This is a genomic window from Roseateles sp. P5_E11, assembly GCF_054049355.1.
The window spans coordinates 1-17,175 of record NZ_JBFUMO010000067.1 but is presented as its reverse complement, the minus strand read 5'-3'; the positions used below and the strand labels follow the sequence as shown (position 1 = coordinate 17,175).

Below are 17,175 nucleotides of genomic sequence, written 5' to 3'. Positions count from 1 at the left end.
ATCTCACCCACCAGCCGCAGTGACAGTCGTTCGTACGGCAAGTTCTCGTCGACGACAGCCTCCATGCCAAAGCCGCGCGGGTCCAGGAAGCGCAGCCGGCGGCCGGCCGCCCAACTGCCTTCGAAATAGGAGCCCTCGGCGAAGGCGCGGGTCCAGTCGCGGTAGGCGGTGGGGTCGAACATGCAGTCCCAGACCCGCGCGACCGGGGCGGCAATGTCGATGCTGAAGTCGAGGTCGGTCATTGGGCACCCTTCGCGCTGCGCGCTGTCCCGCCAAGCGGGAGTTGAGCGCCTTCGGACGGCCGGGCGGCGCTCATGACGTCTGGGCCTCCGAGAGCTGGCGCAGGTTCTGCAGGCCGGCCTCGAAGTCGCGGCCCACCATCTTGTCCATGTCGATGAAGACGCCCATCAGTTTGCTGATGAAGTTGGCGGGGCCGTGCATGGCCCAGCGCACCTCGGTGGCGCCGTCGGGCGTGGGCTGCAGCACGAACTCGGCCTGGTTGTGGGCCTCGAAGGGCTTCACGAAATCCAGCTTCATCTGCACGGCGCGGCCGGGCTGTTGGCTGACGATCTCCAGGCTGCCGCTGCCAACTTCCTTGCTGTCCCAGTCGTAGCGGGAGCCGATGCCGCTCGAGGCGCCGCTGTAGGCGCTCTTGATCAGCGGGTCCTTGCGCTCATAGGGGTTCCAGCGGTTGAAGGCGCGCAACTCGCTGACCAGGGGCCAGACCTTGTCGGCCGGTGCGGCGATGCGCACGTGGCGCTCGACCCGGAAAACGTCGGGCCGGGTGGCGGCATAGGCCAGCAGCAGCAACAGGGCGACACCCAGGCAGATGAAGATGATGGTGAGGTTGCTCATGGTGCGCTCCTCATTCGGCACGGATGGCCATATCGCCGCCGGGGGCGAAATCGGCGTCTTCATAGAGCCGCCGCACCTCGATCTCGCAGTCCTCGCTCAGGAAGGGCTGCGGGAAGCGGCTGGCCCAGGCCCGGGCCTCCTCGACGGAGCGCACCTGGATCAGCGTGTAGCCGGCGATCAGCTCCTTGGTCTCGGCGAAGGGGCCGTCGATGATGGTGCGGCTGCCGTCCTTGCCGTAGCGCTGGCGCCAGCCGTCGCGGCTGGGCCGCAGGCCGGCACCGTCGAGCAGCACGCCGGCGCGCGCCATCTCCTCGTGGAAGGCGCCCATCTCCTCGAACAGCTTGGCGTATTCGGGGCCGGGCGGGTCTCCGCGCTCGCTGGTGGCTCGGGCGCGGACTTGGATCATGAATCGCATGGCAGGTCTCCTGGTGACGAGGCGGCGGCTTTCGCGGCCTTCACTTGCACGACGATGCAGATGGGCCCGAATCGACACGCCTAGGGAAATTACCTAGGCCGCCTGCGCCGTGGAGACGGAGCGGAGACGGTGACCCGGCACATTGGTGGCACCTCCACGATCCGGCCACTGCGATGAACCCCTTCTCCCTGCGCTGCACCCGTCTTCCTCGCGCCGTGGCCTTCGCTGCACTGGCAGTGGCGCCGCTGCTGGCCTCGGCCCAGGTGTTCGACGCCGCGGCCGACTTCTCCAGCGCGGCCAACCCCACGGGGCCGTGGGCCTATGGCTCGACGGCGACGCTGGGCGGCAGTTTCGAGGCCTATGGCACGCCCGGCACGGTGTTCTACGGCGCCAGCAGCTGGAATGCCGGCGGGCTCACCTTTCCCGGCATGTACCCGCTGGTGTTCCACAACGGCACCGCCGCCGCCATCGACTACGGCAGCGGCGCCGTCCTGCCCGGCGAGCTGGGCCTGCACCCGGGCAACGACGGCCGGCTCAGCATCGTGCGATGGACGGCACCGCAGGCGGGCAGCTTCCGCGTCGAGGCCACCTTCACGCGCGACGACGTCGGCGTGACCGACGTCCACGTGTTGAGGAACCAGCTGGCGCTGCACGCCGTCGCGCTCGACGCGTTCCACCCCGGGTCGTCGTTCTCGCAGACCCTCGTGCTCGCCGCTGGCGACCACCTGGACTTCGCCGTCGGCTTCGGCGCCGACGGGGCCTTCAACGGCGACACGGTGGACTTGAGCCTGCGCATCGCCGCCGTGCCCGAGCCGGCGGCCTGGGCGGCCATGCTCGGCGGGCTCGGCATGCTGCTCGCCTTGCACCGGCGCCGCGCAACCGCCCGGGCGTAACAGGGGCCGATGCCGGGGCATCTCCACCGTCGCCCGCTCGGCGGCGCGCTGCCACCGAGACGGTGCCGGACGGTGGCTGACGACACTGAATTTGTCTTTTCCGATCGGAGCGTCACATGAGCCAATATCTTCCTCGTCGCAGTCTGCGCAGTCTCGCCCGGGGCACGTTGATCGCCAGCCTGCTCGCCGCGGGCCTGACGCAGGCCGCGAGCGCGGCCTCCGCCACCGACGCCTGGGACGTCAGCCAGGGCAGCGCGGTCACGCAGTTCATCGCCAACCCGGCGCTGCCGGGCAACGGGCCGGGCATGTTCGGCGGCGACGCGGGCGAGAACAGCCCGTTTTCGGGCGAGCGTTTCAACACCATATTTCCCGACCTGCTGCCCACCGGCACCGTGCACGTCATCGAATGGGCGACGCCCGCGCCCATCACGCTGCTCGGCTGGCAGCTGGAGGCCGCCGCCGACGGGGGCAACGGCGCGCGGTCCTTCGCGCATTTCACGTTGTCGGCCGAGATCGGCGGCGCCTGGGTGGCCGTGTCCAGCGTCGACACGCTCGCGCTGTACGTGGACCAGCACCTGCAGCTCGGCGACAGCTTCGCGCCGGTCACGGCCAGCCACTTCCGCGCCGAGTTCACACAGGCCACCAGCTTCTTCGGCGCTTCCGGGCCACGCGTGGTGGAGCTCGATGCCATCACCGCGGCCGTGCCCGAGCCGGGAACCTGGGCCTTGATGCTCGGCGGCCTGGCGGCACTGGCACGGCGGCGGCGCTGAACGGGAGGCCTACATGTAGCAAGGCCCGACGCCGCGGATCTCCACGGTGGCCCATTCCGCTGCCGGGCATCGCTCGGCCCAGGCCATGGCAACGGCGGGGTCTTCGGTGTCGAGCAGGAAATAGCCGCCCACCATCTCCTTGGCCTCGGCAAACGGGCCGTCCCAGACCTGGGCGTCACCGCTGCGCTTGGCATAGCGCTTGGCCGCCGTGCCCAGGGAGTTGGTGCCCAGCAGCAGGCCGGTCTCCTTGAGTTCGGCGGTGAAGTCCAGCATGCGCTGGTAGACAGCCTCGCCGGCAACGCGGCCGCGTTCGGCGCGCTGGCCCGTGGGTTCGACGATGAGCAGCATCTGGGGCATGGTCGGGTTCCGCAGTCCGTGGCAACAGGCCGGCATTCTGGCGCCTGTCGAATCTCATTCCTGGCAGTTGGGTTGAACGGCGTCATGAGCCACAGCCGAAGCGCCAGCGAGGTTTCGCTCAACGCCGCATCGGCGAGCTGCCCCGCCAGGCGGGGTCGGCCCAGCGCTGGAAGGCGCCCATCAATGCCGGCTCGCTGGACTGGCGTTCGGTCGCCAGGTTGCTGAGCGACACGACCTCGAAGCTGCGGCGGTACTTGCCCTCGGCGCGGAACTCGCGGGCCAGCAGCATCTGCGCGCCACCCGGCACCCAGCCGGCGAACTCGGCCACGCCCAGGCCCGGCTGGGCCGGCGCCGGCGGCATGACCTCGATGCGCCAGCCGCCGTTCCTGCCCGGCTCCTTCAGGAACACCCACAGCTCGCGCCAGCCATCCAGCGGCTGGGCGGCCAGGGCCAGAGCACGGCCCTCGCGGTTCAGCGAGGCCGAGGCCAGCGCGATCTGGCCATAGCTGCAGCGGCGCGCAGCCAGCTTGCCGCCCTCCTTCAACTCCACGCAGCGCTCTCCGTCCGCACCTGGCTGCAGCGCGAGCTGCACGGCGCCGAAGTCACGTGCCGTGGCGGCCGTGCCCAGCCAGCGCGCCGCGTTCACGCGCATGGCGGCGTCGGCATAGGCGGCCTGGTCGTCCTCGGTCAGCTCGGTGGGCGTGATGCCGGCGAACTCGGCCAGAGCCGGCACGGCTTCGCCACCGGCGCCACGGCGGGCCTGGGCAAAGGCCAGGCTGGCGGCAACGCTGGCGCGGCGCATCAGCAGACGGTTCTTCCAGTAGGCGGGCAGGCTGGCCGCATCGACCTGGACCAGCACCTGCTGGCGCCATTGGTCACGCGCCTCGGCCTCGCGCGGCGTAGCACGTGGGTTCAGGCAGTCGGGCCGCGTGAGGGCGAGCACCGCATGCACGCGCTGCTCGGGCGTGGCGGCCGTGACGAGCAGGCGGCGGAAGGCCTCGCCGTCGTAGCAGACCTGCACGCGACCCTCTTCCACGTCGAAGGACTCAAACTTCAGGCCATAGCGCGCTGCCACCTCCATCTGCGCGGCCAGCTGGCCCTCGGTCGGCTTGGCGGCCGGCTGTGAGGCACGGTCGGCAATGCGCTCGGCGAACATGCCCATGGCCTCCAGCGCCTCGGCGCCGCCGGGGCCGGCGAACTCGGCCGGCGTGGCCAGCTGCACATAGGCCGCGGCCAGGCCCAGCCCCAGGCCCTCGGTGCCCCATTGCTGGCGAGCCAGGCGCAGTTGCGACAGCAGCTCGGCGCTGGCGCCCTCGCCACGCGGCACCACAAGGATCTGGCCCTTGCGCAGCCAGCCCCCGCGCTCGCGGCGGTAGTCCCAGACCTGCCAGTGGTCGCCGCGCTCGGCGCGGATCTCCAGCGCCTCGCCGCGCGCCATCTGGGCCTGCAGCGAGGCGGTGTCGCGCGGCGCACCGCGCAGAGGTGCGTCCTGCACCACCAGGCCGGCGCGCGGGAACGCGGGCAGCTCGGCGGAAGGCGCGGCTTCAGCTTTGGTCATGACGACGGCGGCGACGGCGGAGGCGACGACGATCAGCGCAATGCGACGCATGATGGCTTACTCCTTCTCCGTGGTGGCTTCAGCAGCCCTCGGCTGAGCCGAGGTGCCACCCAGCAGCGCGCTGCCGATGAAGCCGCCCGAACCAGGCGGGGCAATGATGACCTGCACCTTGTCCGACAGCTTGTCGACCATGGCCTTCTGCACCAGCAGCGGGTGCTTGGTCAGCAGCGCGCCCTCGGCCGCCATCTGGCTGGCATTGGCCTTGCCCACCTGGCCCAGGCGGTAGGCCTCGGCATCGGCCAGCTTCTGGCGCGCAGAGGCCTCGGCGTCGACCTCGATGCGACGCGCCTTGGCCTGGCCTTCGGCCTGCTGGATGCGCGCGGCGCTGTCGGCTTGCGCCTCGAGAGCGCGCTGCTCGATCTGCTTTTGCTTGAAGGGCAGCACATGCTTCATGGCCTCTTCCTGGGCCTTGGCAGCAATGATCTGCTCGCGCCCGGCAGCCTCGGCGGCGGTCTCGCGGCGCACCTTGTCGGCGGCGGCGGTCAGCTCGGTCTCCTTGACCTTCTTGTCGGCGATCTCCAGCGTGTAGCGCATGCGCTCGCTGGCCAGGCTGTCGGCCAACAGGCTGTCCATGCCGCGGCGATAGTCGGGCGGCAGGTCGACCGAGCCGATCTGCACGCCCTTGAGCACGATGCCGTCACTGGCCAGCTTGGCGCGCAGCTCGGCTTCCAGCGCCGCGGCGATCTCGGCGCGCTGGCTGGAAAAGATCTCGCGCACGGTGCGCTTGGCGATCTGCTTGTAGACGACGGCCTGCACGGCCGGCGCGATGACGTCGGCCTCGATGTTGTCGGGCAGTTTGCGCGACAGCTCGGCCAGGCGTTTCTCATCCACGGCCCAGCGCACATTCATGTCCAGGCCCAGTGACAGGCCTTCCACCGACTGCAGCGGTGCCGAGCCCTGGGCCTTGGCGATGGCTTCAGGGTGGTAGCTCTGATCGCGCAGCGGGAACAGGCGCACCTCGTGCAGGCCGGGGATGCGGATGAAGCTGCCTTCGCGGAACTCACTGGTGCCGCCGCTGAACTGGTTGGTGCGCAGCGCGGCCTGGCCGTGGGGCACGGCCTGCAGGGGCGGGTGGGTGACGACGGCATAGCCGGCGCCGGTCACGGCCGTCAGGATCAGCAGCGGAGGCAGGGCGCGGCGCAGCGAACGGGCGGCCGTGGGCGCAGCTTCAAGGCCGCGGCTGGCTCCGCGGCTGAAGGCGTGGCGGATGGAAGCGGCGAGGGTCTTGAGGCGTTGCAGCATGGTGATGAGCTCCTTGGGCGATGTGCACCGGTGTTCGATGCATGGCGGCCATGGTTCCCAGTCATGCGGGAAGGGACGAGAGCGACGCGCGGTGGGTTTCTTCCGACGTCATGGAAGGAATCTTCCGGACATGTCAGCATCCACCTTCGTGGGCCATCCCCTCAATGCAGACGACATGTACCGTCAAGCCGGTACATGTCACATTCGAACGCCGTGAGCCAGTGCCTACGCTTGGCAACCTACCAAGGAGACCTCATGAAAAGCCTGTTCATCGCCGGTGCCTGCCTGCTTGCCAGCTCGCTGGCCGTGGCCGCCGAAGCCACCGTGACCCTCAACCTGGCCGAAAAGCAGGGCGATGGCGCTGCGCTCGGCACCGTCCGCATTGTCGAGACACCTTATGGCCTGGCCTTCTATCCCCAGCTGAAGGGCCTGCCGCCCGGCCTGCATGGCTTCCATGTCCACGAGAAGCCCTCCTGCGCGCCCGCCGAGAGCAACGGCGCCGTCGTGCCGGCCGGTGCCGCCGGCGGCCACCTCGACCCGCAGGGCAGCAAAAAGCATGGCGAGCCCTGGGGCGACGGCCACCTGGGCGACCTGYCGCCGCTGTATGTGGGTGCCGACGGCACCGCCACGTCGCCCGTGCTGGGCCCGCGGCTCAAGCTGGCCGATGTCAAAGGCCATGCATTGATGGTTCACRCCGGCGGCGACAACCACGCTGACCATCCGATGCCGCTGGGCGGCGGTGGTGCACGCATGGGCTGTGGCGTGATTGGCGGCTAAGCCAGATCCTCGTGGATGCAGAGGTAGTTGCCCTCCGTGTCCTTGAACCACGCCGCCTTCTCGGACCCCAGCACGCAGACGTGGTCGACGGTCTTGAAGTCCGGGAAGTCGTAGTCCTCGAAGACGACGCCCGCCCGCTTCAGCTCGGCGATGCTGGCGGCAATGTCGTCCACCTTGAAGCTGATGGCTGTGTGGTCGGCCTTGGTGCCGCCCGGCTTGGGGAAGAGGGCCAGCGTGCTGCCGCTCACGCTATAGACAAACTTGCCATCCGGCTTCAGGCCGCCGGGCACCAGGCCCAGACAGCCTTCGTAGAAAGCCCGGGCCCGGGCCATGTCGGCCACGGGCAGCATCGTCGTGACGGGAGCGCTGTTCAGCATATGCAGTCCTTTCGCTCGTGCCGGTCACGCGGGAGGCTGGCCGGGCGTCGAGCATAGGACGGGCGCCAAGCCGGCGCCACCTCCGATCAGTGGATGGGATTCCTAGGCATCGCCCGCCAGGACGGGCCTGAAGAAGCTGCGCTCGTAGCTCAGGAAGCACTGCGTTTCCTTCGCATATGCAAAGGCAGCCTGGCATTCCGGGTCTTGAAGCGAGCGGTTGCGGTAGTCCTCGTAGGCCGCCAGAGACGGAAAAGAGAACAAGGCCAGCGCGATGTTGTTGGCGCCCTCCGACGGCAGGAAGTAGCCATGGTGCGTGCCGCCGAATTTCGCGACCAGGGGCAGCCAGAGCTTGCCGTAGTACTCGAATTCCTTGGTCTTGTTGGGATCGATGACGTAGCGCAGATAGCAGGTGATCATGTAGGCGAGCCGCAGTTCAGTGAACTGCAGATTCTGCGGCGCATTCGCAGGCCAAGGCGACATGCAGCGGGCGCCGGCCTTTTCGCCAGAATCCCGCCATGCCCAAGCTGACTGCCGCCGACACCACCGCCGCCGTGGACCAGTTCATGGCGACCCTCGACCACCCCTTCAAGCCAGAGATCGAGGCACTGCGCCGGGCCATCCTCGCCGTGGACCCGTCCATCGCCGAAGGCATCAAATGGAATGCGCCGAGCTGGCGCACGAGCGACTACTTCGCCACCACCCATCTGCGCAGCAAGACCGGCCTGGGCCTGATCCTGCACCTGGGCGCCAAGGCCCGCGAGTTGCCCGAAGGCGGCCTGCAGATCACGGATCCCGCCGGCCTGCTGAAGTGGCTGGGCAAGGACCGCGCACAAGTCGAATTCACCTCTGCAGTCGACTTCACGGCCAAGCTGCCTGCGCTGCAGGCAGTGCTGAAGGGCTGGATCCGCCACGTCTAAGCCATGGCGGCCAAGCGGAAGAATCCTTCCGCGACCGGCTGTGCAGGCCTCCACATAATCACCGCATGCCCCGCATCGCCGTCATCGAAGACGACCCCACCACCAGCGAACAGCTGGCCGGCTGGATTCGCACCRCCCGCCCCGAGCTGACCGTCGACCAATGGTTCGACCGCGACGCCGCCGAAGCGGCCCTGCTGCGCGAGCGCTATGACCTCGTCGTGCTCGACATCGAGCTGGGCCGCGAACGCAATGCCGGCGTGGCGCTGATCAACGAGATCAACAAGCAGGGCCTGGGCACGCCGGTGCTGGTGGTGTCGGCCATGCCGGCGGCCATCTACCGCAGCATCATGAAGGCGCTGGATGCCTGGGACTATCTGCAGAAGACGACCTTCGACGAGGCCGAGTTCATCGAGACCTTCCTCGACATCCTGCGCACGGCTCGGCTGAAGGAACCTGTCAAGGCCATCGCCAAGGCCGAGGACAGCAGCCTGCAGCTCGACCCGCTGAAGCAGCGCACCCCCATGTGGCGCGGCCAGCGCATCAACCTGCCGCTGACGGCCCAGCGCATCCTCGCGACCCTGCACGCGCGCGCCGGCGAGGTGGTCAGCTACGAGGAGCTGTTCGACGTCGTCAAGAGCGGCCGCAACCGCGACAACGTGCGCAAGCATGTGGCGACCATCCGCGATGCGTTCAGGGACGTGGACCCGACGTTTGACGGCATCGAGAACATCCCGATGCGCGGCTTTCGCTGGACCCCTGGCGGATGAAGCTCGGCCGGGTTGATTTCCCGCTGCCCGACATGCCGCGCCTCGGCGTCGCGGCCTTTCGCAACCGCATCGTCTTCCACCTCGTCTTCATCGCCCTGGCCCTGGCCACGCTGGCCCTGGCGCTGGCCCTGTTGAACGAGGAGCGGCAGCGCAATGCGCAGCGCTACGAGCAGACCTTCGCCAAGTCGCTGGCCGAGATCGTGGCCCAGCTCCGCCACCCCTCCGGCCAGCTGGCGCTGATGAACCCCGAGCCGGCCCAGGTCGAGGCCGGCTGGGTCGCGCCGCTGCTGCTGCCTTTCGCGGCCATCGACTTTGACGACGCAACCAAGGCCCAGCGAGCCGTTGAGATGGCCGGCTGCGCACTGCAATACCCGGGCGGCGCCAGCCTGTGCACGGCAGTGGGCAGCAATGCCTATGCGGGCGGCTTCATCTATCTCGTGGCGGCACTGGATGCGCCGCCGCTGGTCTCGCGTGAGCGCGGCACGCTGGAGCTGGCCGACGTGCACCGCGTGCGCATCAGCCTGAAGCGCGACGGCGCCGAGCAGTACTGGCTGGCTCCCGTCGAGATGCTGGACGCCCAGCGCGGCCAGCTGCCCGGCTTCACGGTCAACGAGGCCGGCAACACTGCGACGCTGCCGCACAAGGCCCGGCCGCAACGCGACTTCCGTGGCTGGGTCTGGCGCGAGGGTCCCTGCCTGAGCACGGCCGAGCCTTGCCCGCGCCGCACGACGGTCTCCATCCGCCTGCCGGTCGAGGCCTTTCGCGAGGCGCTGTTCCGCCCCGGCGGCCCGCAATGGCCGCCGGCGGACCTGTCCCGCACCGGCCTGCGCCTGGCCCTGCTCGGCCCTGGCGGCACCGTGCTGTTCGACAGCAGCAGTGCCGCGGCTCAAGCGCCGCTGTCTCTGGCGCGGCTGTCCGGCACGCTGGCGCCCGGCGAGACGCTGAGGATCACCCGCGGCAGCAACGTCGTCGCGCTGCTGCAGGGCGCCGACGAGACCGGCACACCGCCGTCGCCCTGGCTGACGGCCCTGATCCAGCACCTGCCCGCGCCGGCCACGCCGCGCACGCTGCAGGCCCGGGACGGCGTGACGACACCGGCGGGCCGCTTCGACATCACGCTGAGCGGTGACCTGCAAGGACTGGACCGGTCTTTGAGCGCCAGCGCTGCCCGCCTGGCCTGGCCCGTGGGCGCGATGCTGGCCGCCATTGCCCTGGCCTGGCTCATCATCGAGATGGGCCTGATCCGCCGCGTCGCGATGCTGACGAAACGCGCCGCCGCGCTGTCGCACCAGCTGCAGTCGCCCGAGCGCTTCGAGCTCGGCACGCTGGACGTGGCCGACCTGCGCGGCCGCGACGAGCTGGGCATCCTGGCCGGCAGCTTGTCGGACCTGCTGCAGCACGCCCGCGACAGCCTGCGCCGCGAGCAGCTGCGCGCCGAGCGCGAGCACGACCAGTGGCATGCCGTGGGCCACGAGATCATGTCGCCGCTGCAGTCGCTGATGCTGCTGCACGGATCGGAAGCCGATCCGAGCCGGCGCTATGTGCAGCGCATGCAGCAGGCCGTCAAGGTGCTCTACGGCCAGGCCTCACCGAGCGAGGCCCTCGCCGCCGCGACGCTGGCCGTGGGCCGGCTGGACCTGGACGCCTTCCTGCGCCAGGTGGCCGGGAACGCGGCCTATGCGGGCATCGCCAACGTCACCTACGCGCCGAACGAACCGGTCTGGGTACAGGCCGACGAGTACCCGCTGGAAGACGCCATCACCCATGTGCTGACCAATGCCGACCGCTACCGCGTGGCCGGCACGCCCATCACGCTGGCGCTGCGCATCGAAGGCGAGCTGTCCATCATCGACATCCACAACCAGGGCCCGCAGATCGCCGAGGATCAGCTCACGCGCATCTTCGACTACGGCGTCAGTGATGCCGAGCCGGAGAACGGCCAGCGTCGCGGCCAGGGGCTGTTCGTTGCCAAGACCTATCTGGCCAAGATGGGCGGCAGCATCGCGGCGCGCAATGTCGCCGACGGCGTCGTGTTCGAGATCAAGCTGAGACGGAGCTGATCAGCGCTTGCGGACGCGGCCCAGCAGCTCGCGCACTGCGAGCTCGGAACTCAGCGACATCTCCAGCGGCGCCCGCACCAGCCCGGCATGGCCGTACTGCAGGTTCTCGTAGACCTCGGCCGCAGCGGGGAAGTGGTCGAGCAGGCCCGCCAGCGTCGGATGGCCCTGGTGCTCGTGCAACTCGGCACCAAGCTTCTGGACGAGGAGTTGGTATTGATGAGGGTCCGCCGCATGACCCTGGCCTTCGAGCGCCTGCAGCAACTGGGCCAGGCGCACGAGGGACAGCAGTTCGGCGGGGACAGCGAGCTTGATGACGGAAGGCATGCGTCCCACATGCCGCCACCCCCACACATTTCAAGCCGCCCGGTTGCGGCATGTTGCACACCGGCCCGCACAATCAGCGCCAGGAGGCCTCCCGATGAAGTTCCTGCCCGATGAAACCTATGCCCTGCTCGACGCCAACGGCGGCATCCACCAGGAGGTGGGCGRCCGCGAGTTCTGGAACCAGCCGCAAGAGGCCCTGGACGCACTGGGCAAGGACTGGCTGGTGTCGGAGTTCCTCTGCGACGCCGACTGGGGCAGCTGGGAGATGCATCCCCACGGCGAGGAGTTCGTCTACCTGCTGGACGGCGACATCGAATTCCTGATGGAGACCGCCGAAGGCGTTGCCACCGCCCAGCGCATCACCGACCGCGGCGCCGTCGTCGTGCCGCGCGGCGTCTGGCATACGGCCAAGGTGCTCCGGCCCAGCCGGATGTTTTTCATCACGATGGGCGCCGGCACCCAGCACCAACCCGCGTGAAGAGGACCTCCCATGCCCCGCGACATCGTCTACACCCCCAAGGCCGCCAAGCCGCCCCCGATGTACAGCCAGGCCGTCAAGGCGGCGGGGCTGGTCTTCGTGTCCGGCACGGCGCCGACAGATCCCGAGACCGGCCTGTTCGTCGGCACGACGGTGCAGGAACAGACCCGCCAGTGCCTGACCAACATCGCCGCTATCCTCGACGCTGCAGGCAGCGCCATGGACAGAATAGTCAGCGTCACCATCGTGCTGGCCGACGAGGACGACTTCGCCGGTATGAACGAGGAATATCTGCGCTGGTTCCCGGTCGACCCGCCGGCCCGCCAGGGCGCCAAGCTGCCCGCCCGCGTACCGGGGCTGAAGGTGTCCATCGCGGCCATCGCTGAAGCCTGACACCGCCCATGGACGAGGACTTCGACTGCCAGCGCTGCGGCGCCTGCTGCGCCGTGTTCCGCGTGTCCTTCTACTGGGCCGAGGCCGACGACGCGCCGAGCGGCACCGTGCCGGTGGCGCTGACACGGCCGGTTGGTTCCCTGCACCGCTGCATGGCTGGCACCGAGACTCGGCCGGTGCGCTGCATCGCATTGCGCGGCGAGGTGGGCCAGGAAGTGGGCTGCAGCATCTACGCCCAGCGCTCCAGCACCTGCCGCGGCGTGCAGCCCGGCGACAGCCAATGCCTGAAGGCGCGTGCGGCCCATGGCCTTGAAAGCCCGCGCCACGCCGCCATCTCGGCAGGTCTGCCCCAACACCTGCTGCCATGAAATCCCTCGGCAAACGCGCCAYCGGCCTCCGTCTTGAACGCATGCGGGCGTCGCCGCGCTACCTGGCCACGGAGGCAGGCGAGGGCTTTCGCAACGTCCATCCCATCCAGCCGGGGCTGCGTGACCGCAGCGAGCGGCCATCGCTGGGCGATTTCATCTGCTCCGAAGGCCGCCGCACGCCCGCCGGCACCCTGCCCTCGGTCAATCCGCTGGACGCCTGGCTCAAGCCCACCGACACCGGCCTGCGCGCCACCTGGCTCGGCCACTCCACGGTGATGATCGAGATCGACGGCCTGCGTGTGCTGACCGACCCCGTCTGGGGCAAGCGCGCCTCACCTTCGCAGCTGGCCGGGCCGAAACGCTTCCAGCCGGTGCCGCTGGCCTTGAAGGCCTTGCCCAAGCTGGACGCCGTCGTCATCTCCCACGACCACTACGACCACCTGGACATGGGCACGGTCAAGGAGCTGGTGAAGCTGCAGGAGGTGCCCTTCATCACCTCGCTGGGCGTCGGCGCCCACCTGGAGGCCTGGGGCATCCCGGCGGAGCGCATCGTCGAGCTGGACTGGTGGGAGCACTGGCAGGCGCCGAACTCCGAACTGCGCATCCATGCGGCGCCGTCGCAGCATTTCTCGGGCCGCTCGCTGACCGACCGCAACGCCACGCTGTGGTCGTCCATCGTCATCGAGACGCCGAAACACCGCGTCTTCTTCAGCGGCGACACGGGCCTCACCAGCGAGTACGCGGCCATTCGCGAACGCTTCGGGCCCTTCGATCTGGTCATGCTCGAAGTGGGCGCCTTCCATCCGTCCTGGGGCGACATCCACCTCGGGCCTGAAAACGCGCTCAAGGCCTACCAGCTGCTCGGCGGCGGCGCCTTCCTGCCGGTGCACTGGGGCACCTTTTCATTAGCCCTGCATGACTGGGATGCACCGGCCGAGACATTGCTGGAACTTGGCCCGAAGCAGGGCGCCCAGCTGCTGATGCCTCGTCTGGGTGAGGCGGTCGAGCCTGCCAAGGGCGAGCCCGCTACGCCGTGGTGGCGCGAGGCCGATGCGCCGGCGCGCAAAAGCGCCAGGCCGGCGGAGCCCCAAGACCCCGCCAAGATGCCCAAGGCCATGCCCTGGCCCTTGGATTAATTCGAGGAGCTGGCGGCTGAGCCGCTGCCTTCGACCTTGTTCGCCGTCTTGCGCACAGCATTGCTGGTTGCGTCGGCACCGCGCTTGACGCCGCTGGCCGCCGCATCCACACCGTGTGCGACACCGCGGGCAGCTGCACTGGCGCCCTTCTCCACGCCGCGCACCGTCGCCTTGGCACCGCGCTCGATGCCGCTCGCCGCTGCGTGCACGCCACGGGCAACCCCGCTGGCCGCAGCCTGGGCGCCGCGCGTCACGGCGCCTTCGATCTTTTCGAGCGTGGACGGAGGTTCATCGGCCGCCATCGCGGGCGCACCGATCAACAGGCCGGCAAGAACCAGGGCGGTGGACTTGGGTTTCACGAGTCTTCCAATCCGTGGGGAGGAGAGGCTGATTCTGCATGCAGCTCGCCGCCCCACGCCGCGGGGTCCACGTCGGCCACGCTCTGCGTGAAAACCCAGTGGTGGCCGGCGAAGTCGCGCACGCCGTATTGCCGCTCGCCGAAGGGGTAGGTTGTCGGCGCGCCGGCCGCCGCGGCGCCAGCCGCTGCCGCACGGGCGTGGTGGGCATCGACATCGGCCACTCGCACCATGACCGAGTGCGACGAACAGCCGTCCGGCGTCACCTCTCCCTGCTTGACCACCAAGGCGCCACCGCCCGGCACGCTCATCTGCACACGATGGTCGGCAATGCGCAGCCGCACCGCGAAGCCGAAGGCGCGACAGAGCCAATCGGCCGCGGCGTTGACGTCCGGATAGGCCAGTTCGGGCAGGACGGTCGCAGCGGGAATGGAGCGATTGGCTTGCATGCCCGCAGTTTGCGTCAGCGCGACACGATGGGGAAGGTTCCCGTTGCCTTGTCCATCAGGCTCAGGAAGCGGCCCAGATCGATCTTGCTGCCGCTCACCTTGACGTCGTCCGACAGCAGCAGGTCCTTGGCGCCGGCGGTGCCGGCCATCATCCTGACGAAGAAAGCTTTGGTCAGCGTCAACGTGGCGTTGGCATCCGCGGCCGGCTCGGCGCGGCGGTGGTGCAGCACGGCGTTCTCGATCCACAGCACATAGCTCTCCTTGGTGTCGGTCAGCACCAGGTTGATCTTGAAGTCCTTGCCCTCGGCGGCCGGGCCGTTGAGGCCGGCGGCCATGGCCTCGAGGAAGCGCTCGATGGGCGTCTGGGCCAGCATGTCAAGGAAGGCTGCGCGGTTGACGCCCTGCTTGGGCGCGCCACCGCGCAGCTCGGCGGCGGCCGTCAGGTAGCTGTTGCGCCAGGTGGAGGCCTCGGCCACATAGCCGAGCTGGTCGTAGGCGCGCGCCAGCAGCTCGCGCGCGGCCTTGTGGCCGGCATCGGCGAAGACGACGTGGTTCAGCAGCTCGGCGGCCCAGCGGTAGTCGCCCTGGTCGAAGGCCGTCTGCGCGGCGGCCACGGCCTTGTCGGCGCCGCCGGCCAGGGCCACATAGCGCTTGGCGACGTCCACCGGCGGCAGTGGGTCCAGGTGGGCGGGGTTGCCGTCGTAGGCGCCGAGGTAGAACTGGTAGACGGCCTTGACGTTGTGGCGCAGGTCGCCGTAGTAGCCGCGTGCGCCGAAGTGGCCCTGCAGCGACTTGGGCAAGCGGATCTGGTCGGCGATCTCCGCCGGCGTCAGGCCCGCATTGATGAGGCGCACCGTCTGGTCGTGGGTGTATTTGTAGACATCGCGGTGCTTGGTGATGAAGTCGGCGATGCGCTCATGGCCCCAGACCGGCCAGTTGTGCTGGCCGACGTAGACCTCGGCATCGCCGAGCTGGTCCAGCGCACTCTGCATGTAGCCGGCCCAGCGCAGCGCGTCGCGCACCTTGGCGCCGCGCACGGGCAGCAGGTTGTGCATGGTCTGCGCGAGGTTCTCGGCACCGCCGTAGACCTTGAGCGACGGCACCGAGAAGGTCATCTCCGCCGGCGCCTCGGCGCCGGGCACGTTGTGGAAGACGACGCGCACGCCGTCCAGCACGCGCTCCTCGGTGGGTTGCGTGATGAGGTCGGTCGGCGCCAACACGCCGAAGCTGCCGTAGCCCACGGCCTTGCCCAGGCCGGTGTCGACCAGGCCCTTGGGCGAGCGTTCCAGGTTCTTGCCGAACTGGTAGGCGGAGCGCCGGCCCATGGCGGTGCCGACCATGACGTTCTCGCTGGTGGCCTCTTCCATGAAGCCCGCCGAAGCGATGACCGGCACGGTGCGCGCCTGCTCGGCCGTCAGCACGCCCAGGGCGCCGCCGAAATGGTCGATGTGGCTGTGCGAGAACAGCAGCGCGGTGACCGGTTTGTCACCCAGGTGTTTGCGAGCGAAGGCCATGGCCGCGCTCGCGGTCTCGCGGCAGGTCAGCGCGTCGACGACGATCCAGCCGGTCTTGCCCTCGATCAGCGTGATGTTGCCCATGTCGAAGCCGCGCAGCTGGTAGACGCCGTCGACCACCTTGAAGAGGCCGATCTGCGCGTTGAGCTTGGCGTGGCGCCAGAGACTCGGATTGACGGTGGGCGGCGCCGCGCCATCGACGAACTTGAAGGCGTCGAAGTCGATCAGCACGCTGCCGTCGACCGCGAGGATCTTGCCCTCCGGGCGGGCGATGAGGCCGCGCTTGGCATCCTCGAAGCCCTGGGCCTCGTCCAGCGGCAGGGCCTGCGCGAACTGCGCGTTCGCCTGCACCGTCGTCGCGCTGGCATCGCCGGAGGGCGCTGCGGTTTCACGGCTGCAGCCGGCGAGGGCCAGGACTGCGGCGATTAGGGTCATCGTCTTCATTTCGTCTCCATTGAGCTATGGGCACGGTTTTCGGGCCGAGCGCAGGGCCGCTCCCAAGCCGGCCCGCCGTGGCGATGTGCTTGCCGGTCGATCCGGCAAGCATCGCCGTCCCCTCGGGGGACCGACTGGGCGCGCCCGCGTTCAGGGCGGCGCGGCTGGGCGAGGGGCTCAGACATCTTTGCGGATCATGTCGGCGGCCTTCTCGCCGATCATGATGGTGGGGGCGTTGGTATTGCCACCGACGATGGTGGGCATCACCGAGGCGTCGACGACGCGCAAGCCACCGATGCCGTGCACACGCAGTCGCGCATCGACGACGGCCATCGGATCGCGGCCCGCGGGGCCCATCCGGCAGGTGCCCACCGGGTGGTATTGCGTATCGGCACGGGCGCGGATGTCGGCGGCCAGCGCCTCGGTGTCGTCGGCGCGCACCGGGTAGAGCATGTCACCGCGCAGGCCGTCGAAAGGCTTGGATTCGATGAGGCGCTGCTGCAACCGGGCGCCCCTCAGCAGCAGCCGCATGTCGCGCTCATCGCTGAGGAAGCGTGGGTCGATGCGCGGTGCCAGCTGCGGGTCGGGCCCGGCCAGCTCCACCGTGCCGCGGCTGTGCGGCCGCAGCACGTCGACATGGCAGGAGATGCCGTGGCCCCAGTGCAGCTTGCGGG

Annotated in this window: 22 protein-coding genes and 1 pseudogene; 10 read left to right on the top strand and 13 right to left on the bottom strand. The window is 69.3% G+C overall.

What is annotated here, in order from left to right:
* From ACXJKR_RS07935 to ACXJKR_RS07925, 3 genes and pseudogenes are all read right to left on the bottom strand, one after another.
* A pseudogene (locus tag ACXJKR_RS07935) lies at positions 1-242 on the bottom strand (SRPBCC domain-containing protein); the annotation flags it as partial.
* A 70-nt stretch (positions 243-312) separates the two neighbouring features.
* The gene (locus ACXJKR_RS07930; protein ID WP_457322194.1) at positions 313-855 is read right to left on the bottom strand and encodes an SRPBCC family protein; all 543 of its coding nucleotides are present in this window, start codon (positions 853-855) and stop codon (positions 313-315) included.
* A gap of 10 nt (positions 856-865) precedes the next feature.
* A complete protein-coding gene (locus ACXJKR_RS07925) occupies positions 866-1,270 on the bottom strand; it encodes a YciI family protein (protein WP_457322192.1) in 405 nt (134 codons plus the stop codon).
* A gap of 173 nt (positions 1,271-1,443) precedes the next feature.
* Here ACXJKR_RS07925 and ACXJKR_RS07920 point away from each other — a divergent pair, with 173 nt between their 5' ends.
* A complete protein-coding gene (locus tag ACXJKR_RS07920; RefSeq protein WP_457322190.1) occupies positions 1,444-2,163 on the top strand; it encodes a PEP-CTERM sorting domain-containing protein in 720 nt (239 codons plus the stop codon).
* A gap of 116 nt (positions 2,164-2,279) precedes the next feature.
* A complete protein-coding gene (locus ACXJKR_RS07915) occupies positions 2,280-2,933 on the top strand; it encodes a PEP-CTERM sorting domain-containing protein (RefSeq protein ID WP_457322188.1) in 654 nt (217 codons plus the stop codon).
* A gap of 9 nt (positions 2,934-2,942) precedes the next feature.
* On the opposite strand, the gene ACXJKR_RS07910 is transcribed toward ACXJKR_RS07915, so the two are convergent.
* The 3 genes from ACXJKR_RS07910 to ACXJKR_RS07900 form a co-directional block, all read right to left on the bottom strand.
* The gene (locus ACXJKR_RS07910) at positions 2,943-3,290 is read right to left on the bottom strand and encodes a YciI family protein (protein WP_457322187.1); all 348 of its coding nucleotides are present in this window, start codon (positions 3,288-3,290) and stop codon (positions 2,943-2,945) included.
* A 118-nt stretch (positions 3,291-3,408) separates the two neighbouring features.
* The gene (locus tag ACXJKR_RS07905; protein ID WP_457322185.1) at positions 3,409-4,899 is read right to left on the bottom strand and encodes a hypothetical protein; all 1,491 of its coding nucleotides are present in this window, start codon (positions 4,897-4,899) and stop codon (positions 3,409-3,411) included.
* A 6-nt stretch (positions 4,900-4,905) separates the two neighbouring features.
* The gene (locus ACXJKR_RS07900) at positions 4,906-6,150 is read right to left on the bottom strand and encodes an SPFH domain-containing protein (protein WP_457322183.1); all 1,245 of its coding nucleotides are present in this window, start codon (positions 6,148-6,150) and stop codon (positions 4,906-4,908) included.
* Between the two features lie 255 nt (positions 6,151-6,405).
* Between ACXJKR_RS07900 and sodC the strand changes: the two genes are divergently transcribed.
* The gene (sodC, locus tag ACXJKR_RS07895) at positions 6,406-6,927 is read left to right on the top strand and encodes a superoxide dismutase [Cu-Zn] SodC (RefSeq protein WP_457322181.1); all 522 of its coding nucleotides are present in this window, start codon (positions 6,406-6,408) and stop codon (positions 6,925-6,927) included.
* On the opposite strand, the gene ACXJKR_RS07890 is transcribed toward sodC, so the two are convergent.
* Both ACXJKR_RS07890 and ACXJKR_RS07885 read right to left on the bottom strand, forming a co-directional pair.
* Entirely contained in the window at positions 6,924-7,304 is a 381-nt protein-coding gene (locus ACXJKR_RS07890; RefSeq protein WP_457322179.1) for a VOC family protein, read from the bottom strand. The genes sodC and ACXJKR_RS07890 overlap by 4 nt on opposite strands.
* A 102-nt stretch (positions 7,305-7,406) precedes the next feature.
* Positions 7,407-7,721, bottom strand: coding sequence for an NIPSNAP family protein (locus ACXJKR_RS07885; RefSeq protein ID WP_457322196.1), 315 nt, complete (start codon positions 7,719-7,721; stop codon positions 7,407-7,409).
* Positions 7,722-7,819: 98 nt separating this feature from the next.
* Between ACXJKR_RS07885 and ACXJKR_RS07880 the strand changes: the two genes are divergently transcribed.
* From ACXJKR_RS07880 to ACXJKR_RS07870, 3 genes are all read left to right on the top strand, one after another.
* Positions 7,820-8,221, top strand: a complete 402-nt coding sequence (locus tag ACXJKR_RS07880) for a DUF1801 domain-containing protein (RefSeq protein WP_457322177.1) — start codon at positions 7,820-7,822, stop codon at positions 8,219-8,221.
* 65 nt (positions 8,222-8,286) lie between these two features.
* Positions 8,287-8,988: a response regulator transcription factor gene (locus ACXJKR_RS07875; protein WP_457322175.1), complete on the top strand. Its 702-nt coding sequence runs from the start codon at positions 8,287-8,289 to the stop codon at positions 8,986-8,988.
* A complete protein-coding gene (locus tag ACXJKR_RS07870; protein ID WP_457322173.1) occupies positions 8,985-11,048 on the top strand; it encodes a sensor histidine kinase in 2,064 nt (687 codons plus the stop codon). The genes ACXJKR_RS07875 and ACXJKR_RS07870 overlap by 4 nt, the downstream gene beginning before the upstream one ends.
* Here the strand turns inward: ACXJKR_RS07870 and ACXJKR_RS07865 are convergent, their stop codons facing one another.
* Positions 11,049-11,372, bottom strand: a complete 324-nt coding sequence (locus tag ACXJKR_RS07865; protein ID WP_457322171.1) for a hypothetical protein — start codon at positions 11,370-11,372, stop codon at positions 11,049-11,051.
* 94 nt (positions 11,373-11,466) lie between these two features.
* Between ACXJKR_RS07865 and ACXJKR_RS07860 the strand changes: the two genes are divergently transcribed.
* The 4 genes from ACXJKR_RS07860 to ACXJKR_RS07845 are packed head-to-tail and all read left to right on the top strand — an operon-like array spanning position 11,467 to position 13,747.
* On the top strand, positions 11,467-11,850 hold the full coding sequence (locus ACXJKR_RS07860; protein WP_457322169.1) for a cupin domain-containing protein: 384 nt from the start codon (positions 11,467-11,469) through the stop codon (positions 11,848-11,850).
* Positions 11,851-11,862: 12 nt separating this feature from the next.
* Positions 11,863-12,243 carry a RidA family protein gene (locus ACXJKR_RS07855; RefSeq protein ID WP_457322167.1) on the top strand — a complete coding sequence of 127 codons (381 nt, stop codon included), beginning with the start codon at positions 11,863-11,865 and terminating at the stop codon, positions 12,241-12,243.
* A gap of 8 nt (positions 12,244-12,251) precedes the next feature.
* Positions 12,252-12,611, top strand: coding sequence for a YkgJ family cysteine cluster protein (locus tag ACXJKR_RS07850; RefSeq protein ID WP_457322165.1), 360 nt, complete (start codon positions 12,252-12,254; stop codon positions 12,609-12,611).
* Positions 12,608-13,747 (top strand): MBL fold metallo-hydrolase, encoded by a 1,140-nt coding sequence (locus ACXJKR_RS07845; RefSeq protein WP_457322163.1) that lies wholly within the window; start codon positions 12,608-12,610, stop codon positions 13,745-13,747. The genes ACXJKR_RS07850 and ACXJKR_RS07845 overlap by 4 nt, the downstream gene beginning before the upstream one ends.
* Here ACXJKR_RS07845 and ACXJKR_RS07840 read toward each other — a convergent pair.
* From ACXJKR_RS07840 to ACXJKR_RS07825, 4 genes are all read right to left on the bottom strand, one after another.
* Positions 13,744-14,106 carry a hypothetical protein gene (locus tag ACXJKR_RS07840; RefSeq protein ID WP_457322161.1) on the bottom strand — a complete coding sequence of 121 codons (363 nt, stop codon included), beginning with the start codon at positions 14,104-14,106 and terminating at the stop codon, positions 13,744-13,746. The genes ACXJKR_RS07845 and ACXJKR_RS07840 overlap by 4 nt on opposite strands.
* On the bottom strand, positions 14,103-14,552 hold the full coding sequence (locus ACXJKR_RS07835; RefSeq protein ID WP_457322159.1) for a VOC family protein: 450 nt from the start codon (positions 14,550-14,552) through the stop codon (positions 14,103-14,105). The genes ACXJKR_RS07840 and ACXJKR_RS07835 overlap by 4 nt, the downstream gene beginning before the upstream one ends.
* Before the next feature lie 14 nt (positions 14,553-14,566).
* A complete protein-coding gene (locus ACXJKR_RS07830; protein ID WP_457322157.1) occupies positions 14,567-16,510 on the bottom strand; it encodes an alkyl/aryl-sulfatase in 1,944 nt (647 codons plus the stop codon).
* A gap of 168 nt (positions 16,511-16,678) precedes the next feature.
* Positions 16,679-17,175 (bottom strand): GMC family oxidoreductase (locus ACXJKR_RS07825; protein WP_457322155.1); only part of this gene is annotated, 497 nt, incomplete at its 5' end.